The sequence below is a fragment of the Bilifractor sp. LCP21S3_F8 genome, from assembly GCF_052117805.1.
Lineage (GTDB): Bacteria > Bacillota > Clostridia > Lachnospirales > Lachnospiraceae > Bilifractor.
Genome location: NZ_JBQKIK010000010.1, coordinates 60,116 through 85,160 on the forward strand (window position 1 = coordinate 60,116; position 25,045 = coordinate 85,160).

General features: G+C 47.0%; 15 protein-coding genes and 1 riboswitch. Of the genes, 5 read left to right on the forward strand and 10 right to left on the reverse strand.

The window, feature by feature from the left end:
• Positions 1 to 234: 234 nt before the first annotated feature.
• Positions 235 to 7,890, reverse strand: a complete 7,656-nt coding sequence (locus tag ACTQ3A_RS06700) for an InlB B-repeat-containing protein (protein ID WP_441494450.1) — start codon at positions 7,888 to 7,890, stop codon at positions 235 to 237.
• Positions 7,891 to 8,624: 734 nt separating this feature from the next.
• On the opposite strand from ACTQ3A_RS06700, the gene ACTQ3A_RS06705 reads away from it, so the two are divergent.
• The gene (locus ACTQ3A_RS06705) at positions 8,625 to 9,437 is read left to right on the forward strand and encodes a LytR/AlgR family response regulator transcription factor (protein ID WP_441101472.1); all 813 of its coding nucleotides are present in this window, start codon (positions 8,625 to 8,627) and stop codon (positions 9,435 to 9,437) included.
• A gap of 223 nt (positions 9,438 to 9,660) precedes the next feature.
• On the opposite strand, the gene ACTQ3A_RS06710 is transcribed toward ACTQ3A_RS06705, so the two are convergent.
• Both ACTQ3A_RS06710 and ACTQ3A_RS06715 read right to left on the reverse strand, forming a co-directional pair.
• Complete coding sequence (locus tag ACTQ3A_RS06710; protein ID WP_441101471.1) at positions 9,661 to 10,146, reverse strand: flavin reductase; 486 nt, start codon at positions 10,144 to 10,146, stop codon at positions 9,661 to 9,663.
• A gap of 66 nt (positions 10,147 to 10,212) precedes the next feature.
• Positions 10,213 to 12,108 carry a sensor histidine kinase gene (locus ACTQ3A_RS06715; protein WP_441494451.1) on the reverse strand — a complete coding sequence of 632 codons (1,896 nt, stop codon included), beginning with the start codon at positions 12,106 to 12,108 and terminating at the stop codon, positions 10,213 to 10,215.
• 219 nt (positions 12,109 to 12,327) lie between these two features.
• Between ACTQ3A_RS06715 and ACTQ3A_RS06720 the strand changes: the two genes are divergently transcribed.
• A complete protein-coding gene (locus ACTQ3A_RS06720) occupies positions 12,328 to 13,317 on the forward strand; it encodes a guanosine polyphosphate pyrophosphohydrolase (protein ID WP_441494452.1) in 990 nt (329 codons plus the stop codon).
• Positions 13,318 to 13,412: 95 nt separating this feature from the next.
• Here the strand turns inward: ACTQ3A_RS06720 and ACTQ3A_RS06725 are convergent, their stop codons facing one another.
• From ACTQ3A_RS06725 to nikB, 6 genes are all read right to left on the reverse strand, one after another.
• Positions 13,413 to 14,489 carry a GGDEF domain-containing protein gene (locus ACTQ3A_RS06725; RefSeq protein WP_441494453.1) on the reverse strand — a complete coding sequence of 359 codons (1,077 nt, stop codon included), beginning with the start codon at positions 14,487 to 14,489 and terminating at the stop codon, positions 13,413 to 13,415.
• Positions 14,490 to 14,633: 144 nt separating this feature from the next.
• A complete protein-coding gene (locus ACTQ3A_RS06730; RefSeq protein WP_441494454.1) occupies positions 14,634 to 15,593 on the reverse strand; it encodes an ABC transporter ATP-binding protein in 960 nt (319 codons plus the stop codon).
• Positions 15,586 to 16,386 carry an ABC transporter ATP-binding protein gene (locus ACTQ3A_RS06735; protein WP_279200900.1) on the reverse strand — a complete coding sequence of 267 codons (801 nt, stop codon included), beginning with the start codon at positions 16,384 to 16,386 and terminating at the stop codon, positions 15,586 to 15,588. The genes ACTQ3A_RS06730 and ACTQ3A_RS06735 overlap by 8 nt, the downstream gene beginning before the upstream one ends.
• Positions 16,387 to 16,603: 217 nt before the next feature.
• Positions 16,604 to 18,238 (reverse strand): ABC transporter substrate-binding protein, encoded by a 1,635-nt coding sequence (locus ACTQ3A_RS06740; RefSeq protein ID WP_441494455.1) that lies wholly within the window; start codon positions 18,236 to 18,238, stop codon positions 16,604 to 16,606.
• A complete protein-coding gene (locus ACTQ3A_RS06745) occupies positions 18,220 to 19,095 on the reverse strand; it encodes an ABC transporter permease (RefSeq protein WP_279200896.1) in 876 nt (291 codons plus the stop codon). Before ACTQ3A_RS06745 ends, ACTQ3A_RS06740 begins: the two co-directional genes overlap by 19 nt.
• On the reverse strand, positions 19,092 to 20,033 hold the full coding sequence (gene nikB / locus ACTQ3A_RS06750) for a nickel ABC transporter permease (RefSeq protein ID WP_279200894.1): 942 nt from the start codon (positions 20,031 to 20,033) through the stop codon (positions 19,092 to 19,094). Before nikB ends, ACTQ3A_RS06745 begins: the two co-directional genes overlap by 4 nt.
• Positions 20,034 to 20,162: 129 nt before the next feature.
• A riboswitch (cobalamin riboswitch) is annotated at positions 20,163 to 20,363 on the reverse strand.
• 67 nt (positions 20,364 to 20,430) lie between these two features.
• Between nikB and ACTQ3A_RS06755 the strand changes: the two genes are divergently transcribed.
• On the forward strand, positions 20,431 to 21,618 hold the full coding sequence (locus tag ACTQ3A_RS06755; protein WP_441494456.1) for a diguanylate cyclase: 1,188 nt from the start codon (positions 20,431 to 20,433) through the stop codon (positions 21,616 to 21,618).
• Between the two features lie 54 nt (positions 21,619 to 21,672).
• On the opposite strand, the gene ACTQ3A_RS06760 is transcribed toward ACTQ3A_RS06755, so the two are convergent.
• Positions 21,673 to 23,106: an ATP-binding protein gene (locus ACTQ3A_RS06760; protein WP_441101463.1), complete on the reverse strand. Its 1,434-nt coding sequence runs from the start codon at positions 23,104 to 23,106 to the stop codon at positions 21,673 to 21,675.
• Between the two features lie 332 nt (positions 23,107 to 23,438).
• Between ACTQ3A_RS06760 and tnpA the strand changes: the two genes are divergently transcribed.
• Both tnpA and ACTQ3A_RS06770 read left to right on the forward strand, forming a co-directional pair.
• Positions 23,439 to 23,840, forward strand: a complete 402-nt coding sequence (tnpA, locus tag ACTQ3A_RS06765; protein ID WP_441494458.1) for an IS200/IS605 family transposase — start codon at positions 23,439 to 23,441, stop codon at positions 23,838 to 23,840.
• On the forward strand, positions 23,841 to 25,045 hold a 1,205-nt coding region (locus tag ACTQ3A_RS06770), incomplete at its 3' end, for a hypothetical protein (protein ID WP_441494457.1).

Consider the following 25,045-nt stretch of genomic DNA (forward strand, 5'->3'; position numbering starts at 1 on the left):
CAGCGTCATTCGTCAACTGTAAAGTTGAGAATGTATTAATTTCTTTTTAATAATTCATTAATAAGGGGCATAAGAGGCAGCCCTCTCCGTCTGCGGTATTTCCCGCTGTAAGAGAGGGCTGCCCCATGCTTCTCAATTAGTTTTTGTCATCTGGCACAATACTTATCGATCCATGCCATATGCCGTTACTGTTTCTTCTCCTTTTTCTTTTGTGAATGAGAGCGCCGGTCCCCGTTACTGTTTCTTCTCCTTTTTTCTCTTACGAATGAGAACGCCGATTCCGGCTGCTGCTCCGAGCACGATAATCACGTTGACTCCAATCATTCCAGCGTCACCGGTCTGAACCGCTCCGGTATGAACGAGTTTTGTTCTCTGCTCCTGAATTGTATCCGGATTCTTCCGGATTGTATTCCCGGTATGGACTGGTCTGGTCGACGGCAGTTCCGTCGGAGGTACAGTCACCAGCGGTGTAGGGGTAACCGTTGTCTGCGGTCTAATTACCGGTTTTTCAGGCTGTGTCGGCTCTTCGGGTTTCGTCGGCTCCTCGGGTTCAGGCTCTTCCGGTTCCACAGGTACCGGTGTCGGGGTAACCGTCTCCTCCGGTTTCGTCGGTGGCGTCGGTTCCGGATTCTCCGGTTCCTCAGATTCTTCTGCTTCCGTTGTTACGGTTGCGGTTCCTGGATCCGGTGTATTGAGGCCATCCGCCTTTCCTGCCACCACATTCGTCACGCTTCCTCTTTCCGCGTCTGCTTCCGTCACTTTATAGGATGTCGTATAGGTCAGCGTTTCTCCTGCGTTCAGGCTGTCCGCCGTCCATGTCGCATTGGTCAGATCATCTGTGATCACAAGCTCCTTCAGGGTAACGGTTCCGTCGTTCGTTACGGTAATCAGGTAAGTTACCGTTTCTCCCGCCACATACTTGCTGCCGTTCTCCGGATTACTTGTAACCACCTTGCTGATCGTCATGTGTGCGAAATCATCCTCTGTGTCAGAAGCCTCCCATGTCTTACCCGGCTCGTCGGGATTGCCGCCTGGCTCATCCGGGTTGCCGCCCGGCTCACTGCCGCCGGCTTTCTCAAACACGGCTTTCACGGTGTTTCTGTACTCTCCGGCCTCGATATCCGCCTCAGTTACCACGTGAACAGCCTTCGCACTTATTGTTTCTCCCGGCTTTACATTCTCGAATGTAACGGAATCCGCACCATCCTCAAAGGTAACGCCGTCCTGCTCCTGCAGGATGATGGTTCTCACATCGTCATAAATATTTGTTACGTTGATTGTAAATTCAATCGAATCTCCAATCTGATATGTCTTGTCTTCATGTGTCTTTGTCACTACCTTATCCGGCGTAACTTCGTTGTCCGTTACTTCCAGCTCACCAGGCACGAGTCTAATCTCGTAGTTCTCTGCGTAGTTCTTCGATACCTTATCGTCTTCTTCCTTCGGATCCACCATCTTCAGTGCTTCCGCCGGACTCGGCTGAACCCTGGTCTGAGTTTTTCCACTGACGATCGTGCAGTCAAACTCATTTTTACTTGATCCGATATAAGTCTGACTTCCAGTGAAATTGAAGGTAATCTGATCCTTTTCTGCTATTCCGAGAGCAAGCTTGTCATCGTCTGCTATTGTCAGATCGTTTTTATCTGCCAGCATCGTTAACGAAATGATATCATCGCCAAGTACAAGTGTGTGATTTGTCAGTGGCTTGCCGTCGAAAGGCTTGGTAGCGCTACCGCTCTTCAGGGTGATTGATTTTGGGGTAATGGTCAAGATTCCTGCTACTTTCTTTACATTCTTGAAATATCCCGTTACCTCTTTTCCATCCCCGTTATAAATAGCCACTTTTACAACATGGTTGTTTCGATTGTCATCATTTCCTGACTCCCATACATTTACGATGCTGCCTGCAGCCACACCCTCTGCAGTAAAGCCCTCCGGGAGACCCGTCACCGTTACATCTGATGCTGTCAATGCTGTTCCGTCATATTCTTTGTTTCCGTCAGCAGCTGTAAATGTGATTTCGGTAGTGTTAATGTCAACGGTCAGAGTTCCTACTTGCTTTGTGATGATGTAGTTGTTCTCTTTGAATTTTCCAAGTTCCTTGGTATAGCTGATTGCGTTCTCTGTTGACCCGACATCTGTGATGCTGCCGGTTGCCTTGAGATTCGTAACTTCACCAGTTACAAATCCGTCTCCGGAAACTGTCACGTCTGGTGCTGTCAGTGCTGTACCATCATACTGTTTGCTTGCACTTACTGACTCCAGATGCACCATACGCTTGGTAACGGTCAATGTCCCTTTTGCTTTCCTGATATTGGAGAACTGATCGGTAACATCTTCGCCATCTTTCCTGATCACTACGGATGTGACTACGTTATCAGCCGTTCCAGCAGATGTGATACTGCCGCTTACCATGACAGTCGGAGTGAACCCTGCTGGCAGCCCATTAATGGTGTAAGTACTCTTTGTCAGTACTTCGCCATCATAAGTCTTGCTGTCGCTGCCTGCTGTTACTGTGATTTCCGCAGTATTAGCTGTAACCGTCAGCGTTCCCTCAGTCTTCCTGATTTCATAGTTTCCAGCTTTGAAGCCAGTTCCTTCAGTATAGGTAATCGGGTTTGCAGCGCTTCCTGCTTTCGTGATCGAGCCGGTTGCCTTGATGTCCGTAGCTTCGCCATCCACGAATCCATCGCCGCCTACTGTAACATTCGGAGCGGTCAGCGCTGTGCCATTGTATTCTCTGGTCTGGCTTTCCGAAGTCAGCGTTACATTCCGTTTCGTAATGGTCAGTGTGCCGTTATTCTCCGTAATTGTCTTGAACTGATCCGTAACATCTTCGTCTCCCTTCTTGATGACTACAGATGTTACTTTGTTTTCAGCAGTTCCGACATCAGTGATGCTGCCAGTTACTGTGACTTCAGCTGTATAGCCATTCGGAAGTCCGATCACCTCAGAGCCTCCCTCAGTCAGAGCAGTTCCGTCATAAGCCCTGGAAGCGTTCTTCGCATTGACTACAATCTCATCTTCATTCTGAGTGATTGTCAGAATGCCTTCGTCCTTCGTGATCGTGTAGTTGTCAGCTTTGAATCCGCTCTTTTCCGTATATCTGATTTCGTTCTTTACGCTGCCAGCCTTCGTGATCGTTCCTACTGCCTTGAGATCCGTTACTTCACCAGTCACGAATCCATCACCAGTTACAGTAACATCCGGTGCCGTCAGTGCCGTTCCGTCAAATACCTTGCTTGCGCTGTCAGATTTCAGATTCACAGTACGCTTATTCACTGTCAGCGTTCCGCTCGCATTCTCAATGTTCGTAAACTGATCGGTGACATCTTTGCCGTCTTTCAGGATAACTGCAGACTTCACTTCGTTTACGGCAGTACCAGCATCCGTAATCGTTCCGCTTACAGTCACTTTCTCAGTGAATCCTTCAGGCAGTCCTTCAATCCTGTAAATATTCTTTGTCAGAGGGGTGCCATCATAAGTCTTGCTGGCACTATCCGCTGTCACCTTGATGGCTGCAGTATTCGCAGTGATCCTCAGTGTTCCTTCAATCTTGGTGATTTCGTAGTTGCTCGCCTTGAATCCATTATTCTCATTGTATTTGATGGTGTTCGTTGCACTGCCGACTTTTGTGATGCTGCCAGCTGCCTTGACATCACTTACTTCGCCAGTGACAAACCCGTCGCCCGCAATCGTTACTTCCGGTCTCGTCAAAGCAACACCGTCATATGCCTTGCTTGCTGATCCAGAGGTCAGTGTCACTTTTCTCACAGTAACCGTCAGCGTTCCATTTGTCTTCGTAACATTGGAGAACTGATCCGTTACATTTTCATTACCTTTCCTGATGACCACGGAGGAAATTACGTTATCAGCTGTTCCAGTATCAGTGATACTTCCAGTCACTGTTGCTTCCGCCGCAAATCCCTCAGGAAGACCAGTGACACTGTAGCTGTTCTTTGTCAGAGCTGTGCCATCATAAGTCTTGCTGTCGCTATCTGCTCTTACTTCAATTGCTGCGGTATTGGCAGTAATCGTCAGCGTTCCTTCATTCTTTTTGATCTCGTAGTTGTCAGCTTTGAATCCGCTGTTCTCTATATATTCGATCGTATTTGTGACACTGCCAGCTTTCGTGATACTGCCCTTTGCTTTGAGATTGCTAACTTCACCGTCTACGAATCCGTCGCCGCTCACAATAACATCCGGCCTTGTCAGCGGTGTTCCATCAAATGGTTTGCTTGCACTTTCAGACTTCAGATGCACCGTACGCTTGCTGATGGTCAGCGATCCATCTACAGTCTGTATTGTGAAGTGATCTGTAACATCGATACCATTATTGCCCTTTACTGCATAGGTACCGGAAATATTATTTGTATAGGTTCCCGCATCTGTCTTTACCGGGCTCTCTGTGGTATAACCGCTGACCGTATAAGTTACGCCATCAATCACAAACGTATCAGTCACTACTCCAGAAGAAGTATGCTCTGTTCCGTCATAGGTAAATGTTCCGGAATTTGCCGTTAATGTGATCTCTTTCTTCTGTTCCCAGACCGCATACAGATCATTTGCAAATGTATTGTCATTGTCGATACCGATCTTTGTTCCAACATCATACCGCTTTCCAGAAGCATCTTCCCAGTATGCGAAATAGTATCCAGTCGGAGCTGTGAAGCCGGCTTTTTCCAGCGTAATCGCGGTGTTATTTGCCTTATTGTCAATCGTTGTGATCTTTTCTTTTAGTTCGGACCCTTCCGGATAGTTCGAGTGATATGTGATTGAAGTTAATGGTGAAGTTTCTCCGTAAACAGCGGTAAGTTCAAGATTTCCTGTGATCTTTACCTTGTCTCCCGGATAATACTTATCCGTACCATGGCTCCAGTAAAGGAATGTCATGCCCTTCGGAGGAGTAATTCCTGATGCCGGCTGAATGTCTGCATACGCATTCTCGGCATACTGCTTGATGTCAGTCGGAGCTTTTCCTGTACCTTCGCCAAGGATATATGTAACCCCGTATTTTTCTCCATTGATATAGTACGGATAGAGTGTGATGTCACCGTGTACCTGTGTATTGAAGTTATAAATGGTAAAGTCATCGCCCGACTTTGTTGCCCATCCTGCCCATGTATTTCCCTTAGGAACAGTAACAGTATTGGAACTGCTGCCTTCCAGAATGATATTCCCGTCAGAATCCTTTACGGTCGGCATATCATTTTCATTGATCTTGCTGCCGTAATTGATGGTGAGCTGTATCGGGGTGCCGGTGCCTTCCATCTTCGTATGAACGGTTGCTGTATATGTCGGAGCAGCCCACTTTGCATAGATCATGACATCATTTGCAGGCATGGTGCTGTCGAAATCAAACGGAACCGTGCATTCCTTATCCTTGAACCAGCCCTGGAAGGTATATGCTTCCGGGAGGCCAGCAGGACGAGTTGGAACGTAAGAAGAATAGCTATTGAGAGAAGCCTCATAAAGGAGTTCTCCTTCTTTAACTACATTGTTATAGTTGTAGTAAGCAAGTTTATAAGTGTTTCTGGTATAACGAATGTGGAGATTAGCACTGAAATAGGTTGATCCATTCGGACTCGCGGTTTTCCATTTATCACTCTCCTTCGGCTGATTGCCTGTTACTACAAAACTATCTACCGTGAATCCTGTATATTTATTTGAGAAATAGAATGTTCCTCCCACACTTTTGGTAGTATTTGCCGGCCTATTATAAGAGTAGCTTCCATCCAGATTCTGCTTGTAATGCTTGACTTCTATCCTTCCATCTGATTTATATCCATACAAATTTATTGTTTTATCATTTCCATAGTCATTTAATGTATCAAATATAAACGCGTCTAAAAACGTTAATCGTTTGCTGTGATCCTTGTTGTACCAGTCATTTTCATCAGGCCATGTGTATCCATACAGACCAAGCGTCTGTCCATAAAGGCCGGTGAATGTCTTATCAATAGCCCAACTACTCCACACATATTGCCTTTTGTAAAAATTAATCGTAAGCAAATTTCGATCATAGTACACGTTCAGGATCGTTGTTCCATCCCCGTTAATTGTTACCTGGGTAGACTTTGAATCATTATAAGTGAAACCTGTATATGCTTTCTTCTGGTCGTTAATGGTTGGGGATACGGTTGCTCCGGTTTTCCCGGTCCGTGTATCTGATTCTGCATAATCATAGGTCTTCTCACTGTCTTTAGCATTCTTGCTGTCATTGACAGACTGCTTCCAGAATATGACAGTGTATTCAGTATTGTTATCTGCTTCCCACACCGCATACAGAGTGGTATCTTTTGAAATCGTGCTGCCGAATGCATATTCAGCAGAACCATCTTCAGAAACAGACCAATATTTAAAGGTATAGCCAGGTCTCGTCGGTGCTTCCGGTTCTACTGTATACTTTCCTGCCGCAACAAATACAGGCTTCACATAGCTTGCTCCTTCGCCGCTGGAGAAATACAGATAATGGCCTTCTTCGACCTTCGGATACAGTGTCACGTTATGATCAGAAAGCGTAACAGACTCGACTTTATTGGTCAGTTTAGCTTCTGTGTACCAGCCGGTAACGGAGTGTGTGGAATCCAGCGGGATCACAACATCTTCAACGCTGATGTCATCTCCGCTGGCACCTTCCTTCGTAGTGCTGACTCTGCCCTGATTGTCCAAGAAGAAGACATAATATGCCTCCTGGAAAACCGGATAAAGATGGACCTCTCCCGTTGTGCTTACAGATGCTGTCAATGTGCCGAAATTGCCTGGATCTCCTTCCTGAATGGAAGAAACGCCCTGCGTATAGGACCAGCCGAGGAATTTGCTTCCGGCCTTTTCCGGTGTGGTCGGCGCATAAACCGTTTCGCCATTCTTCACCTTCTGCGTTGAAATCTCTTTTCCATCTGCACCATAGAAGATATAGGTTGCGACTGCGGGGGTCTGTGCTATTCCTTCACCTGTGATGACATAAATGGAAAACTCGCCAGACTCGAAAACAGCTCCTTCTGCGGTTGCGTTTTCAGTTACCTTCTGTACATTTCCGTCGTCCGATTGATGAACGACTGAAAATTTGTCTCCGTCAAGGCTGCTTGCCGTGTCAACGGTCATGCTTACCTGTACGTTTCTTCCGTCCTTCGGTTCAATTTCATTTCCCGATGCATCCCGGAAGGAGATGTCAACGCCGATGGCGTCTACAACCTCCGCCTCTGCATCCGATGCTGCATTTGCGATTGCCTTGGCCGTCTGTGCCGATACCGCTGTGGTCACCATTGTTGTGCCTTCGGGGAAAATCCCCTCCGCTGCTGTAACGTTCACGGTGATGTTGTTGGCATGACCTGTGAAGGTCTGCGCCGGCCAGGACACTTCGGTTTCTTCAGAATCCTGTTTCTGTTCTGTCTTCTGCTCTTCGTCCGCCGCGGGGGCTTCCGTGTTCACCGTACCCTGCGTTCCGTCGGTGCTTACCTCTGTCTGCCCCTCAGCTGCCTGAGATTCGGACGGTGTCTCTGCAAGATTCGCAGATTCCGGCACTGCCGGATCCGACTGTTCTATTCCGGCGCCGGTCTGTCCTGTTCCGGCATCGGTCTGCTCCGCTGCGGGAGCTGCCGCTTCCTCCGGAGCCGCACCCGACTCCGCAGTTTGCGTATCCTCTGCGGTCATTGTCTCCTGGTTCTGCGTGACCGATACAATATCTGTCTCCGTATCTGCCGCCGCAGCCTGAATCTGCTCTGCAGCCGCGCCGCCCGTCAGGGCGCTCTCCGCCTGCTGCGTCTCCTCTGTAAGGTTTACATCTGTAGAATCTGCCGATGTGCTCAGCGGCGTCATCATGCCGGCGGACGCAATCATGCAAAGCACCAGCATGAGACTTAGAAATCTCTGTCTTCTCCTTTTCTTCATAGTAGCTCCCTCCATTTAGTTGTTTTATAAACCTGCACGCTAAAACAGAAACCGGTTATCCTTTCAAAGCCAGCAGTGTATATAGATCAATGATTTACCTCAAGCCCCACCCTTTTACCTGTTGCTGAAAATGCATAAAATTCTGCACATTCTGGCTATGCAGATCTGCTATACTCATGTGTCCGGCTTTTCAGATGCTGCTTTCTTCCATCTGACATCTGCCGATTTTGCTCATTACAAGTATAATGAGCATCTCCTAATAAACCATCTTCATCCCCTCCAGTTTTCTAATATTTTATTAATTAAGCTGATATATTTTGTCTATTTATTGCAAATACATATTTACACTGATATTATTATATTAAATCTGTTTTTCAAAAACAACAAAACGGAGTGAATGACCAAAAACTGGGTGTGAATTTCTATCAAATTTGTTTTCTTCCGCACGCTGTAAATTTATCGCTTCAGAGTGATAAATTGCAAAGTCCCTGTTTCTTTTACTGCTCATCTTATGGCATCACTGTGAAAAACGCCCTGAAGCAGGTTATTTTTTTATAATGACAAGTGATTTTGCATGATTTTATTCAAAATCAGGTAAAGCCTCACTATAATTTCGAATAACAGCAGGCGCATCCAATAACCTTTTCAGTTATTCAGCCTTCATTGCCGCCAAAGTTGAATGACCGGTATATCGATATCGTATTGTCAGGTTCTTAGTAATGGGGGAAATTGCTATGAAGAAACGATATACAGATGAAGCGTTGCGATTGACTATAGCCTTCATGGAAGAGTTTTACAAAAAGAATCCGGAACCGGTTTTCGCCGTATGTGATCCGGAGATGAGCTGGATCGGTGCTCAGGAGGGTCAGATTATCCTCGGCTTTGAGAATTTTAAGGCAGAGATTGAACGTATCGTGAAAGAGATGATACCATACGTACTGATGAACCAGACCTATTATCTGGCGCAGAATACCGGCCCTGTCTGCACGATCATCGGAAAATACGTGCTCGTGACGAATAAGGGATCCAGCTTTATCCGTCTGGCTGAACAGCGTCTTGTCGCGGTATGGAGACAGGACGGCGAAAGGCTCTGGCTGATGCACCTGTCCAACACCAATCCCATCAGCGAATGGAAGGTGACGGAAAGCGAGCATTTTCCTGTAAAGCTGAATTCTTATCTCATGAAATACGTGGACCGGGAGATACAAAGGAAGAAAGGAAGCGAGAGACTGGCCATTACAGCTTGTGATCGAACGATTCATTACATAGATCAGGATGAGATCGTGTATCTCAGCTCCGATAACAAATACACCGAGATATTCCTTGAATCCATTATGATCCGCACCCGCACCATGCTGAAAGAATTCACGGAAAAGCTTGGCGAACAGTTCCTGAAGATCAGCCGGATCAATATCGTGAACATGGCCATGGTCGCCCGCATTCAGGATCAGTCGGTGATTCTGATCGACGGGAGGGAGCTCCCGATACCGTTCAAAAAAGTGGCCGAGGTAAAAGAACGCATCAACCAGTACTTCCAGAATCAGTAAATCTGTTAAATTCTGTAGTCCTGGTCTTCAATACCCTCTAATCAAATCTTAATTATCTAATCATAGATAACTGTGAAAACCAGAAGAACCGGCGATGCCATGTGCACCTCTCAGCACATAAACATCGCCGGCTCTTTGCATATCATAACCGACAGCTTTGTTTACCCAAAGCCCTGTTTATCAAAAGCCCTGTTCATCGGAAGCCTTAATGATTGAGCCTCCCTCACCGGAGAATATCCACAACCTCACCGATATACATGTCGTGATCCGCCTGCCCCTCATAGTACTGCTTCACGATATCCGCCGGGATATTTGCAGAATCCAGCGTCTGACGGAATAATTTCCGGCAGACCAGCGTCACTTCCGCCTCGTGGAACGTCACTGTCTCCCCTGCCTTCTCAGGAGTAAGCCCGGAGTCCTTCATCTTGTCCATTTCTCTTCCTGATTTCGATCCTAGAACACCCAGAATCTTTCTGCAGGACTCCGGATAAAAGCTGACCGTAAAGTATTCACCGTTGTCCATAAACTCATGGGTGTAACGGGACTGTCTGACATAGACCGTCGCCACCGGCTTTCCCCAGAGCGTTCCGAGACCACCCCAGCTGACGGTCATGGTGTTGAACTTCTCCATCGATCCTGCCGTCAGCAGCGCCCACTTCTTGTCAAACTGTTCAAAAATATCCATTGTAAAACTCACCTTGTGATCCATAACTGTCTTCCTTTCTCTGTCTTCAATCTCTTTTTTCGTTCTCTGCGAATCCGGACGCTCCCGCTGTCATGAACCGCCATAGAGCCTCCCTTCACTGTCTCCGGCAAAAACGAAATACACATCCGAAATAAATAGCCCGTTGCTACAGTAGAATTCAGCATCTCCGTGGTTCTGTGAGGCGATATTGGCAATGCTGGTCAGTCCGATACCCACCTCTGCTCTCTTGCTGGAGACAAAAAATCTCCCCCACTTTCTGGGTTTTTCGCCCACGCTGTTTTCCATATGAATAACCAGGTTTCCCATATGAACCAAAGCAGAAAGCGCAATCGTCTTCCCGCCCTCAGGATTATCTCCTGTTATCCTTCCGACAGCCTCCGCGGCATTCTCCAGCAGGTTTCCGAAAATCACACACAGATTCTGTTCCATGCTGTGGGAGATGTCTTTGGGAAGCGCAATATTGATCTTCACCTTCGCGCCGGCATTCTCTGCCATCTGCACATAATAGGTAATAACCGCATTGATGGCGATGTTCTCCGTGTATCGGATATCCTTGTGGCAGGGAATGGCACGGCCCAGTTCCTCCAGGTAGCTCTTCAATTCATCCAGCCTTCCCTCCTTGAGATACTCCTGAAGAACTGTCAGCTGATGGCGGTAATCATGCCGCTGCCTCCGCAGTTCTCTCTCATGTTCCAGCAGGCTGTCCTGGTACTTTTTCTGCTCATCGACCTCTCTGTTCATCAGATACAGCTGATACTCCTGCTCCCTTTCCCGGCGGGAAACCTGAATGGACCTCCGGATCTGAACGCCGCCGATCATACACATAAAGATGCAGAAAATCAGGGACCCAATGAGGAAATAGCGGGATGTGGCATACGCAATGCAGTTCGCGTAGTACACCAGCTCCATGATGCATGACACACACATAATCAGCATAGGCATCATCCACAGCATCCCCGCCTTGTTTCTGCGCCACACTGCCTCATAGATAACCATTGCCGTATAGAAAAATACACTCACCGGAAGAAACACCTGGAAAAACCGCACACTCTGAAGGAACATCAGAGTACCTGTCATCTGCAGAACCAGGGCGGTCAGTATGGCAATCATGTGAATCACTCTCAAAATAAAACCGGGCTTTTTATGGCGGAATTTCACACTCTCCTCCACCAGATACTCCAGCGGCAGAAGCATACAGAAGAAGCTGAGGTAGTTGAGCAGATACCAGAGATTCGGAACATTCAAGAAGAAGTGCGACATGTCAGATCCGGAACATCCCCACAGCCCGGTCAGTGCCATGAACCCACCGAGCCAGAGTAGAATCATGCCGCTCCGGTCGAGCTGCACAACCATGAAGGAGACGATGGTCAGAAGGATTCCGAATAAAAGCATGACAAAGCTTCCCGCCATTTCGACGCCCATGCGCATCATCATATCCCGGAAAAGACCGGACTGGTTTGCCACGCGCAGAGCAGAGATCGAAAGCGAATTCCTCGACGCAGGGGATGTGTAGTGCAGAGTAACCCGCACATTGCCCAGCGTCTGCAGCGGAACGAAATGAACAATCGTTCCCGGATCCTTCATAAAGGATGGCCGATCCTCCCTCTCGCCGCAGGAAAAAACCTGCTTGCCGTTAATCTCCACGGTCATCGGAGCAAAGGCCGTCCGCACCTCCATGTAGCTGTCTGCCCGTTGATTTCGAAAGGTAAAACTGACCTCTACCTCCGTGCCGGGAGCAAGGTCAGACAGATTCGTCGGCAGCGTCATCTGTTGTGTGGAACCATTCACGGTAACTTCTGCTGTATCCAGCTTCTGAACAGCAATTCCGCCACCGCTTAAATCATCCACCTTGAGATACGGACTCAGCTGAACAAGAAGAAATAAGACACACAGGACACAGACTCCCATCCAGATGAAGCAGATCCATATCCTGTTTTTATTCAGAAATTCTACAATTTTATGCACGTTCCATTACTCCTACCCGGTCGGGGCGATTCCACACAGATAATCTGACTGCTACCATTTTAGCATATCGCCCGACGATTGCAAACGAGGAGGAAAAGCCGGGCACACCGGCACATTTCTCAGCACTTGCACATTTCCCGACAGAATAATATACTACAAAGAAACTGCCTGAGCGCCAGGAGCCGGAAGCATTTTGCCCGGTTCCGGAGAGGATAGCCAATGATTCAGTTAACCGATTACCTGTACTCCGGAGATACCGTTCTTCATATCATCCGCAGTTACTCAAGAGATCTCATGGAGAACGCTTCGAAAACCCATAATCTTCTGGACCGCTCGCACGCGAATTTTCTGCTGCAGATGGAGGAGCTGCTGGAGCACAACAACTTCCTCACCTCACAGTCGCAGAGAATCCGTGAATTCTATCAGTATATGGCGGAGCACTACGGCAATTACTCCTTTACATTCCGCGGACGGATCAAATCACTCATCCGCACCGAGGAAAAATTCAACGGCTACATCGTGAGCCACATCTACAATTATCACTCCGAACACGGAACATATCCGCCCGTTTCCGAGCTTCGCGATGAAATCAATCGATTCAAAGACCTGATTGCCTATCGCATCGTCCTCTCTCTTCCCGCCTGCCATCTGAAGCCCGGCACGGACCGGGCGGCTCTTGAGGAAAAAACACTGTATGAAATTGCGAATCTTCTGCCGGATTTTCTCGAGGAGCGGGGCTTTACCGCACAGCTTTCCCACACAGACCAGCCGGTTTCCTCACCTCTTCTGAATGAAAACGTACGTCCATACTACAAGGACTACATTGCCAATCCCAAGGAGGGTGGCTACCGCTCTCTTCATCTGACCCTCTTCGACAACCTGGCGCGAAGCTATACAGAAATTCAGCTCCGCACGAAGGACATGGACGATCTTGCCGAAATCGGGCAGGCAAATCACGGTCTTTATGAAAAAAGGCAGGAACAGGAACGCAGCCGCCGGAGAGAAATCCCCGTGGGCGAATGCCCCTGCTTCGACGAGGCATATGAACGTATCCTGAACCTGCAAAATCTCGATCTTTCAAAAATCAATGTAAATATGTTCGCCGCGATTGACAACTATCGCATCAATGACGGGTGCGGTCTGTATCACGGGCGGCTGATCCTGCCCTACGAGCATCTCTCCCGGTTCCAGAACGATGAAATCGGCTGACGCCGAGCGTCTCACAGCCTCCATGATCCGTTATCTGGCTGACGCCGGGCGTCTCACAGCCTCCATGATCCGTTATCTGGCTGACGCCGGGCGTCTCACAGCCTCCATCTTCTGTCTTTACCGGTTTGTTCGTAGTAATGGCGCTTCACATCGCCCATCTCACGCTCTGCCGTTGTGGTAAGTTTGTTCATGTCGATCTCTTCTTTTCGCATGCTCGAGACTCCGACAGATACCGAGAATCCTTCTCTTTCCACCAGGGCATTCATCTCCGCGACCTTTTTCCGGATCTCCGCCGGATCTTCTTCATCTATAACAAAGGCAACAAATTCATCGCCGCCGATCCGGTACGTATCTTCCGTACCAAACTGCTCCCGCAATGCCTCAGCGACACTCTTCAGCATCCGGTCGCCGGCCTCGTATCCCAGCTCCACATCCACCTCATGCAGACCGTTCACATCCACGAACACACAGGACAGATTATTCTCACAGCGGTCCGCATAGGATTTCAGCCTCCTCTCATACAGATTCCGGCTGTTCAGGCCCGTCATCAGATCCGTTTCACTGAGGTACTTCCACTTCTTCTCATAATACAGCCTCTGAATCTTGATTTTGGACACATAGGTGCTGATCGCGATGCTCAGCGCGGCAAAGAAACAGGCATGAATGATATCCTGTGCCAGAATACTTCTTGAATCGTGAAATACCGCAAAAAAGATGAATACCGCCGTACATCCCACAATATAAGAACCGATACGAACAGGATAATCCGTGAAAAAAAGCGGCAGTACCAGAATAAACGCGATATATTTCACCGCCATCATATCCGGATTCATCAATGTGCTGAGCACTATGCTGTAGCCCATCAGGATGCTGATGAAGCCGTACATCTTCAGCGTCGTATTCCTTCCGGCCTTCTTCCCGGCAAAGCGGACTCCAAAGAAAACCAGAAAGATACAGATCATCAGCGAAAAATAAATCCAGAAATAGAACATACGGCTTCGGTAGACGAAGTATACCGCAACAATCGCCGGCACCGAAAGTACACTCAGCACACCGGACAGAAACACCAGATTCTCGTAGTTTTCCTTCTGAATACGTTTTACAAGCGCCGCATGTTCCTCTTCTGAAAAATCGACTCCGAAAAAAGAGTTTGCCTTTGTAAAAAGATTCATATTTGCTCTAACTACTCCCTGTTCTCCGTGTTTTCACATTCTGAGACATTATAAGACAGATTCATGAGAAGCGTCAACGATAATCACCGAAAGGAAAATCTGAAAATGTAAGCAATTTATAACGGATATTCAAATGTGAGTATTTTAGCGACCATTTAGAAAGCAGGCAACGGTATGACCGGTCTCCAGTCCGGTTTCTTTCAACACAGGGGATCTTTCCGCACAAACCGGCATAGCACAGGAACACCTCCTGCAGAACTGGCAGCCGCGGATCTCAAAACCGGTATCCGCCAGACCTAATGTTTCCACATGGATTGCCCCTGTATTCTGGTCACGGACAGAGAAAATAGAATCCAGAAGCTCTCTGGAATAAGGATGGACAGCATCTTTCAGACTTTCTGAACGAAGTTCTTCCACAACCGAGCCCGCATACATAATCTGAATTCTGTCCGAAATACTACGGACCACTGCCAGGTCATGTCCGATAAACAGATAGGTAAGCTTCTGTTCTTTTTTTAAACGTACCAGCAGCTCCAGAATCTGTTTCTGAACAGAAACGTCCAGGGCGCTCGTCGCTTCATCCAGGATAATCAGGGAAGGATGAATGGAAATAGCCCTTGCGATCACCACCCTCTGCAGCTGACCTCCGCTGAGCTGATGCGGGAACCGGGTCAGCAGTTCCTCCGGCAGTTCAACCATCCGCAACAGTTTCTCAACTTCTTCCTCAGCTTTTCTGCGTGGCATCAGATTAAAATAAACAAGCCCGTCCTCCAGAAAAGTTCCGATCTGCATTCGAGGGCTGAATACCGTATACGGATCCTGAAAAACCATTTGAATTTGCCGGTATATCTCTCTTTTCCTATCCTTTCTGTCCGTATATTCCGACCCGTTCAGACGGATTTCTCCGCTGTCTGCCGGTGTCAGAAGAGTGATCAGCCTTGCCAGGGTACTCTTTCCGCACCCGCTTTCTCCGACAATTCCAAGACATTCCCCGCGGTTTATATGAAAACTTACGTCACGAACGGCGGGAATCATTCCTTTCTCACGACTTCCGGATTCAAAGCTTTTGGACAGATGACTTACTTCCAGCAGCACATCACTCATTTTTTCCTGCCATCCTTTCATCATCAATTTCAATCACAGAATCAAGAAGTGTGCGAGTATAATCTGTCTGGGGACAGGAAATAATATCCCTTGTATTCCCCCACTCCACAAGCTTCCCGTTTTGCATAATACCAAGCTTGTCTGACATACACGCCGCGACTCCGATATTATGTGTCACAAGAATGATGGAAGTTCCATATTTTCTGCGCAGTTCCATCATTTCATATACTACCTGAGCCTGCATCGTAACATCCAGCGCGCTGGTGGGCTCATCGGCCAGCAGAAGCTTTGGTTTCAGGCTCATGGCCATGGCAATGCCGACTCTCTGACGCATACCTCCGGATAATTCAAAGGGATACGCATGCAGAATTCTTTCTGTATCTTTCAGATGAACACGGCTCAGCATCTCTTTTTCCTTCTCTAAGCAGTTTTTTCTGCCTCTGTACCCGTGGGCTGTCAGATATTCCTTATACTGGGCTCCAATCCGCGATATGGGATTCATATAACGTCCGGTATCCTGAAAAATCATGGCGACCTCTTCTCCACGCAGTTTTTTTAATTCGCTGCGTTTCCGTTCCAGGTTGCTGCGTCCAAACAGAAAACATTCCCCTTTCGTCACGGCTCCATCCGGAATCAGGCCCAGAATCACATGAAGGAGAGTTGATTTTCCGCTTCCACTCTCTCCGACAATCCCGATTATTTCTCCGGAACGTACAGAAAATGTAATGTCGTCAAGAATATTCACGATGCCGTCATAAGTAAGGGAAATATGATTCAGCTCCAGAATTTCCATAAGTTCCTCCCAAGCGTAACGCTGTGTCAGACGCTCTCCGAAAACGAGATAAAACACGCTGCGCGAGTTTTATCTCGCTATCGCGACGCTCGCCGCACACGAATACTTCGCATTCGGCTGCGGCTCACTGTTCGCGTAAAAAGAATCTCCCTGCACGATGTGATGCATGCAGGGAGAACACGCTTCCCTTCGGAATGATTCTTCCGTCAATAAATCGTCAGTCTATTGACATTTTATTATCGATAAAGTAATAATCGATCGGATAAGGTGTTATATTATGTACCTTGCTGTTTGCTACAACGTAATTTTTTTCTCCGACCAGCCAGATGCTCGCGGTATCCTGAAGAAGAATTTTTTCCGCGTCAATCGTCAGTTTCTTCCTGCCATCGGTATCAAATGTACTGGAAAGTTCGGAAATAATGTTGTCAAGATCTTTGTTGCTGTAATTCATGGAATTATCCGGCCCGTCGGTTTTGTAAAGCTGATCCAGGAACCACTGCGGGTCTCCGGTGGAAAGACACTGCCAGTTTGTACACAGGATATCATAATCCTTATTTTTCTCAGATTCTGTAATATCATCCTCAAGATTCAGCTGTATATCTATACCCGCTTCCTTTGCCATTGACTGTACCGCCTCCAGCATCGTTGTATAATCTCCCATAGAATAAGTGATCTTCAGAGACAAATTTTTGCCGTCTTTATCAACGATGCCGTCTCCGTCACTGTCCTTGTATCCGGCCTTCTCCAGCAGACTCTTCGCCTCATCCGGCTTATAGGTCTGTCTGTCCAGATCGTCATATCCATAGGGCGCGGATGCCGGGTACGGAGCGCCTGCCGTAGTAACTCCCGACCCCAGAATGCTGACAAGTGAATCATAATCTATGCAGTCCGCAAGGGCTTTCCTCACATTAGTATCCTTCAGTGCTTCATTTGCCTGGTTCAGAAGCAACAGACGGATTCGTGCGCCAGTCGTATTAAGAGCCTGGTATGTACTGTCATTCGCGAAGGTATCAATATCGGTAGAAGCCACTCTCTGCACAATATCCTGCTCGCCCGACTGCAGAGCCAGTCCCCTTGTGCTGTCATCTTCAATGCAGGTTATCGTAATAGAATCGATATCGGATGCTCCGTTCCAGTACCCATCGTATTTCACTTCGTCAATTTTTTCATTCACTGTAAAATCCTTCACCATGAACGGACCGGTTCCGATCGGCTTATTTGCGTAATCCTGATCATCTCCAACCTTAATAATGGAGTAGAGTGGTTCCGATAAATTTGCCAGGAAAGCGCCAAACGGTTCCGTGGTCTTGATGGTCAGATTCTGTCCGTCTGCCTCAATGGTATCTATTTTTGCTGCGGTTACCGCTCTCTCCTGCACCTGCATCGCCCTCTCCAGAGAAGCCTTGCAGGCAGCTGCATCCACCGGCGTTCCATCCTGGAAGGTCACACCGTCACGGATATGGAAAACCCATGTCTTATCATCTGTCTGTTTCCAACTGTCCGCAAGAAGGGGCTGAAGCTCATAATTTTTATCGACAGTTACCAGCGTTTCGGTAATTCCGGCACGGCAGGTTGTCCACCCGTCATATTCTGTCGCGGGATCCAGACTGGTTCCAAACCAGTAAAGAGCTGCGTTCAGGTGTTTCTCTCCTGCTGTGGATGCATTGTCACCGGCTCCGGAAGTAACTGTGGTTCCGGTTTCCTTCGATGTGGACGAAGCCGCTACAGATGCAGCGTTCTGTGAAGCGGATGAACCCTGAGAAGTTCCGGCTGCAGAGGAGCCGCATCCGGCAAAAAGTGTACATGCCATAACAGCCGCACAGGTAAATGCAATCAATTTGTTTCGAGCCATTTTTTAAATCTCCTGCCTTTCTTTTTTTGTTTTTCAAAACGAGGATCTAATATATCTCTAAGGCTGTCGCCTAAAAGATTGAACACAATGACATGGATGACAATCACCATGCCGGGCCAGAAAATCAGCCATGGGGCAGACTGTATAAACTTCCTTCCTTCACTGAGCATAAAGCCCCATTCCGGAACAGGTGGCTGGGAAGACAGTCCCAATAAGGACAGCCCACTTAGGGTAAGCAGATTAGAGCCGATATCCTGTGTAATATTGACCAGAAGGTACGGAACTACGTTTGGCAGAATGAGATGAAAAATCATATCTTTTTTCTTCAATCCACCCAGCCTGCCTTCCTCTACATAATGGTTTTCCTTTTCAGAAAGCACCAAGGCTCTGGAAACCCGGAAATTTTCAGTCCAACCAACCAGCGCCATGGCTAGCACAGTGTGCCACAGGCCAGGACCAAGAACCGTAACCAGTGCAATGACAAAAACCATGGAAGGAACCGCCATCACAATATCCGTTGCTCTGGACAGGATGTTATCCAGCCATCCTCCCGCAAAGCCTGCTGTGACCCCAAGCAGGATGCCAAGAACTGAAACAATTGCCACAACCAGAAAGACAATTAACAGAGAAGTCCTTCCTCCCCAGATAAGTCTGGACAGAATGCAGCGTCCAAGCTGATCTGTTCCCAGCGGAAACTCCCTGCTGTGAGAAATCATGGAAGCAGCATAATCATTGGCAATCGGATCATGCGGCGCAATCCATGGAGCAAAAATCGGTATCAAAATCAACAAAACAGCAAGAAGGAAGAGGATGACGAACTGCGGACTGCTGAGTGCTCTTTTTATATAATATTTCATCCTTTCCTTCCTCCCAGCCGGATCCTTGGGTCCAAAAACTGATACGACAGATCCACGACCAGGTTGACCGTTACATAGATGATTGCCATCCAGAGAACATAACCCTGGATAATCGGATAGTCTTTCACAGATATCGCATCCACAGCCATCTTTCCAATTCCCTTCCATTCAAAGATCGTTTCCACAATCGTTGCTCCCCCAAGAAGAGATCCGATTGACATGCCAAACATCGTAATCACAGAAAGCAGCGAGTTCGGCAGGATCTGGTGCCAGATAACATGCCATTTGGAAAGTCCCCTTGCCAACCCTCCATTCAGATAATCCTTGTTCAATTCTTCCAATGCACTGCCACGCAGTCTTCTCACATAGAGAGAAACCATCCAGAAAGAGAGTGTCGCTGTCGGAAGAATCAGATGTTTCAGATCTCCCGATCCCAATATCGGAAGAGCTTTCAGCTTTACTCCGAAAAAATACATCAGCAGTGTACCGACCCAAAAGCTGGGCATACTCACCCCCAGAAAGGAGATGAAGCGCAGAAGATAGTCAATCCATTTATTCTGAAAGACGGCGCACAGGATCCCCAGAGGCACTGCGATCAGTATCGTCAGTATAACCGTAGAGACCGTCAGAATAACCGTATTCGGAAGACGGCTGGTCAGTTCACTCCAGACAGATGTTTTGTAGTAATATGATGTTCCGAGATCACCATGCACAGCACGATTCAGCCATCGCCCATACTGAATCGGAAACGGATCATTCAGGCCCATCTCTTCTTTGGTTTCCTCGACCATTTGTTTGTCCGGCTTTGCTCCAAGTCTGTCATAATAAAGAGTCACCGGATCAGAAGGTGAAAGATACGTAAGACCAAAGGTAAACAGAGAGAGAAAGAACATTATCGGAATGACAAAAAGAATTCTTCCAATCAGGTATTTTTTCATGACACCCCTCTTTTCAGGCAAAAGAAAAAGACCGTTTCCGTGAAACGATCTCTGACATTTAAACACGCAAAAGATTCTGCCTCCAGGAGCAGAAATAATTTGCCGTCATTAAGTCATACATCGTGACCACACTGACATTTTTTACAAGCAGGTCTCCTGACTTATGGCTTCCTGCGGCACGCTTCCTTCCCATCCATAAAGACAGTGGATAACCAGCGGACGCATCCAATTACAGTTGCGAGACAGTACAGGTCTTTCACCTGTTTCCCTATTATCAGAAATCCCGATCTAACGATATGGCATTTCTGCACTTGTAAAAGATATTTAATTAAACTTGTTTTACTATAGTAACACCATTTTATATTTTTGCAAGAGAAATTATTAAATCCGGATTTAAATGTGCTTCTTCCGGATTTCTGCTTCTTTCAGATGGCTGGCGCCGTTTCATCATATCCGCCTGGAGCACCGGAATCATGCAGTACATGAAGGAGCGCGGCGGATTCTCACTTTCCGAATCAACTACCGGGCGTACCTGGCCTGGCAGGTCGAGGACAGCATATATGTCGATGACCGAAACGAACGTTTTTCCGCGATGGTCTCCTCGCTGGATCCTTCCCTGTCTCTCCCGGAACTGATGCAGCGCATCGCGGACTCTTATGCCTCAATGGACCTCGACGGTGCCTACATCGTTCTCGACGATCGGATCGGAAGCGGGGAATTAGAGGAAGGCTGTTTTACCACGGAACACCTGAATCTCATCGAAGCCAGAGAAAGTGCCCCGGAAGACCAAAACGAACCAGTGCAGTTGCGGTCGGACTGTGCGGACAGAGAACGTGTCCTGGAAGTGCAGAACGAACCGGGCATGCGGCCCATCCGGTTCAAAAATATAGCTGCTCTGAACAAGCACCTTGACGCGATCCGGGAAGGATCCTATACCCTTGTATTGCCGCTTCATATCCGAAGCCTCTGCGCAGGTTTCGTCATTCTCCGCAATCCTCGTTTTATCATAAAAGAATGGCGTTTTTATGAATTTCAGGATATCGTGCTCCATGCACTCACCGAATGGGATACAAACCGAAAGCTGGTGAACTCCCTCTCCACCCTCCGCGAGATTTATTACCGTGATCTGCTGACCGGTCTGTACTCCAAGAACGCCTTTGAACCGCGCTTTCTTCCATGGCTCTCAGGCGAGCTTGACAAAGGCAGGTTCATTGCAATATTCTTCCTGGATATTGACGGCTTCAAAGAAATCAACGACACCAGGGGACACGCCTACGGTGATCACATTCTTCAGGTGACCGCATCCGCTATTCTGCGCGCCGTCCCGCCGGACAATTTCACGTACCGATACGGCGGCGACGAATTTGTGGCGATCATCTCCTGTCAGAACGAGGAAACCATCGCACAAAGCCGCAGGCGTATTCTTGAGTTTCTGGCGCAGGATCAGATTTCTGCCAGCATCGGCACCAGCTACCCGGTCCTGGACTGCCCGCCAGACCAGCTTTATTCACGCATCGAAGAATATATTCACGATGCCGACGAGGACATGTACCGCTGCAAAAAGATTCATCACGCGGCACGGTAAACGCCTCCCCTGACAGATCATCCTTTGACAACCGATCGACAGCATTTTCACCGTTTAATCTTCATGGTTTTCACCATGACCGGGTATGCTCTTTCCTTCCCGAAGACAAATCCGAGCCGTTGGGGACTTAATGTTTCCGTCTCGATATATTATACCAGATTGAATCATTGGATTGATGATCTCTTTAAGAAAGCGAGTTCTTTGCGAAAAGCCGACGTGAGCCTGAAGTTCTTTGACCGGCTTGGGGCCCTCCTCTCTTAATAATCGAATAACTTTTTCTGTATCGGGCATCTGTTCTTCAACCCACGCCTGCACCATAGGTTCATAAAGTCTGTCAAACAAACGTAGATCCAGAAACCCAGGATAGATGGAAACAACAGGCTGAAGACGATCCTCACTGTCACGATAACTATCTATCATCGTCTGAAAGCCGGTTCCGCCACGCTCCATTAAATTAGCCACATCCAAGCATGCCGCAATAATCGAATTTCTTCGGATCGACGGGATCGTCCCTGCCGGATAGGCCTCGTAGCTTTTCGGAAGCAGCCATGAACCTGGAGACACAATATCAAGCCTGTCACTGTAAATATCCACATCAATCTGTGTTCCTGCTATAGAATAATCTCTGTGCGCAATCGCATTGACCATTGCTTCTCTGACAGCTTCTTTTGGGTACGACCGGATCTCCTCTCTTCCCCCGTTTTCCGTCTTTCTCCAACCTGTTTTTGTATTTCTTTCAATGAAGTTTAACGCACTTCTGAGCACGTGTGATAGAGAACCTTTGAACCTGTCGCTGTCAAGAACAGTGCCGGTTTTCGTCTTTCCACGCCACAGACGGCAACTCACCAGAGTATCATCCCCGATATAATCATCCTTAAACATCAGGAAACCAGATTTTGCAAATCCATTCTTTGTGACGATCTCCTCATTCTGCAGTTCCTTTAAGGTCGGAGCAGACTTGTCTTGACGAAATTCTCTGCACAAGTCAATATACTCAGTCCATCCCTCTTCCTCATACAGAACATCACTACTTTCGTTATCAACACCATGTTTTCGTTTTGACAAAGATATAATGTCTTCCGGTGTAGCTGGTGTGGAGTTGCCGTCCCCCTTAATATAAACCGTCTCATTGAAATCGCCTTCACGGTAACGCACGATGGAATCCGATGGTGCAACGTGAACGGCAAGAACAAATTTCTCTGCTGCCTCATCAATGCTCCGCATCATGTAACTGATTCTGACATGCGGAAAAATATGTCGGTCATTGACTGTTGCAATCAGATTTTTCGTCCGGTCAATGTCGCCCAGATCTATTCCAAATGCCTCCCCATCGTTTGAAACGCCAACAAATAGAATACCTCCATCCCCATTGGCATATCCAACTAGTGATTTCGCCCATTTCACCGGATTGTCCGGATTTAACACCGCCTTATATTCATACTTCCTGTCTTCTGCAATAACATCTGAGTATAATTCCGTGATTCTCATGAGACAATCCTCCGCATTTTTTCTTTCATTACCATATCAAACATTGTTTAACATTGCAAGAACATTGTTATTAACATTGTTCGACATTGTCTCGATTAGGAATGTTGAATCTCAAACCTCAAATCCTATGAGCTGATATGACTCTATTTTTCCGCATAAAAGCTGGGCTTAAAGCCTCTGGAAAAGTCTTTTCAAACATTGTTACAGACATTATTCAAACATTGTTACAAATAATTAAGCGAGAAAGCCCACGGTTTCAACCGTGGGATGATAGCGTCAAAGAGCAAATTGTTTTGATTGAATATGTGTACAAAATATTGTATCATATACACATGAAGAATGAATATAAACACACCAAAACAACTGTATCCTTGATTCACTATCACTTGGTGTTTTGTCCAAGATACCGTCGAAAGATCTTTAATATTCCAGGCATAGAAGAACGTTTCAAGGCATTAACTTCTGCGGAATGTCAAAAACATCATATCGATATTCTTGCAATGGAATGTCACGTTGACCACGTTCATATGTTTGTTAGCGTATATCCCCAGCAGAGCATTCCTGATGTGGTAAAACAGATCAAAGGAGCGACTTCCCATCAACTGAGGGAGGAATTTCCCCAGTTAGCAAAAATGCCGTCCTTATGGACACGTTCTTATTTTGTAAGCACAGCCGGAAATGTAAGTTCTGAAACTATAGAATGGTACATCCACACACAAAAGACGAGGGATTAGATGCACACCGTAAGATTACTGTTAGCCACAACCAGATACGACGAAACGGTCATAGAAAAGCGTTTTCATGCCATTAGCCATATCCATAACGTAATCGTCAAGCATGCCAAAAAACGTCTGAAAAGACTGTCATATGATGCCGAATATCAATCTCTAAAAGCAGAATATAAGAAGCTCCTGAAAAAGGATACTCTCTCAATAGAGGAAAATACAAGGCGAAAACTGATCTCCAGGCAAATGGCAGAAATCATTCGGACTCACGGTTTGTCTGAGTATGCTTTTCAGTCATACATCAAAGTCTGCGGAAAACAGTTTCGGAAATGTCTTTCCTCACAGCAGATACAAAAAGAAGCCACCCGTGTCTGGAAGGGCGTCGAAGCAGTCCTCTATGGAAACGGGAAAGAACTTCATTTCAAAAAATACAGAGATTTTCATACGATCTGTGGAAAGACGAATACCAATGGCGCAAAATTTCAAAAAGAGTCTTGTTCCATTCAATGGCTTGGGCTGAATATCAAATGTAAACTTCCAAAAAATCAAGATTATCTTCTGGAAGCCTTGGATTCGGAAATCTCCTATTGCGAAATGGCACGAAAGATGTTTCCAAATGGCTGGCACTATTATGTTGTTTTGTATCTGAAAGGCGATGCCCCGCATAAAATAAAAGCCGTAGGAAGAGATGATGTTGCCGGTATTGATATCGGAACTTCTACCGTAGCCTGTGTATCTTCCCGGTCGGTCACATTACAAGAACTTGCTCCCAAATGCAGGGAATACAATCAGAAGATTGAGCGTTTATTAAGACGCATGGATCGTTCCAAACGGATCTTAAATCCGAATAAATATCGGGCAGACGGCACGATCGAGCCGGCCAATCATGAAAAATGGAAATTTTCCAAAGCCTACCGAAAGAATCAGAATCGGTTGAAATCTTTGTATCGACAAAAAGCAGCTTATGTCAAACAGTCACATGAAGAAACGATCAACAGACTTTTGCACGAATCTGTCTGTTTTATTGTCGAGGATATGTCTTTCACAGGTCTGCAAAGAAAGAAAAAAACGACAGAACGCAGGGATCAGGTATCTGAAATCAAGCAAAAGGATGGTTCTGCAAAGCGGATTCATAAATATAAGCGCAGGAAACGTTTTGGTAAGTCGATAACTGACAGAGCACCGGCAAGTTTTGTCACGATTCTGGAACAAAA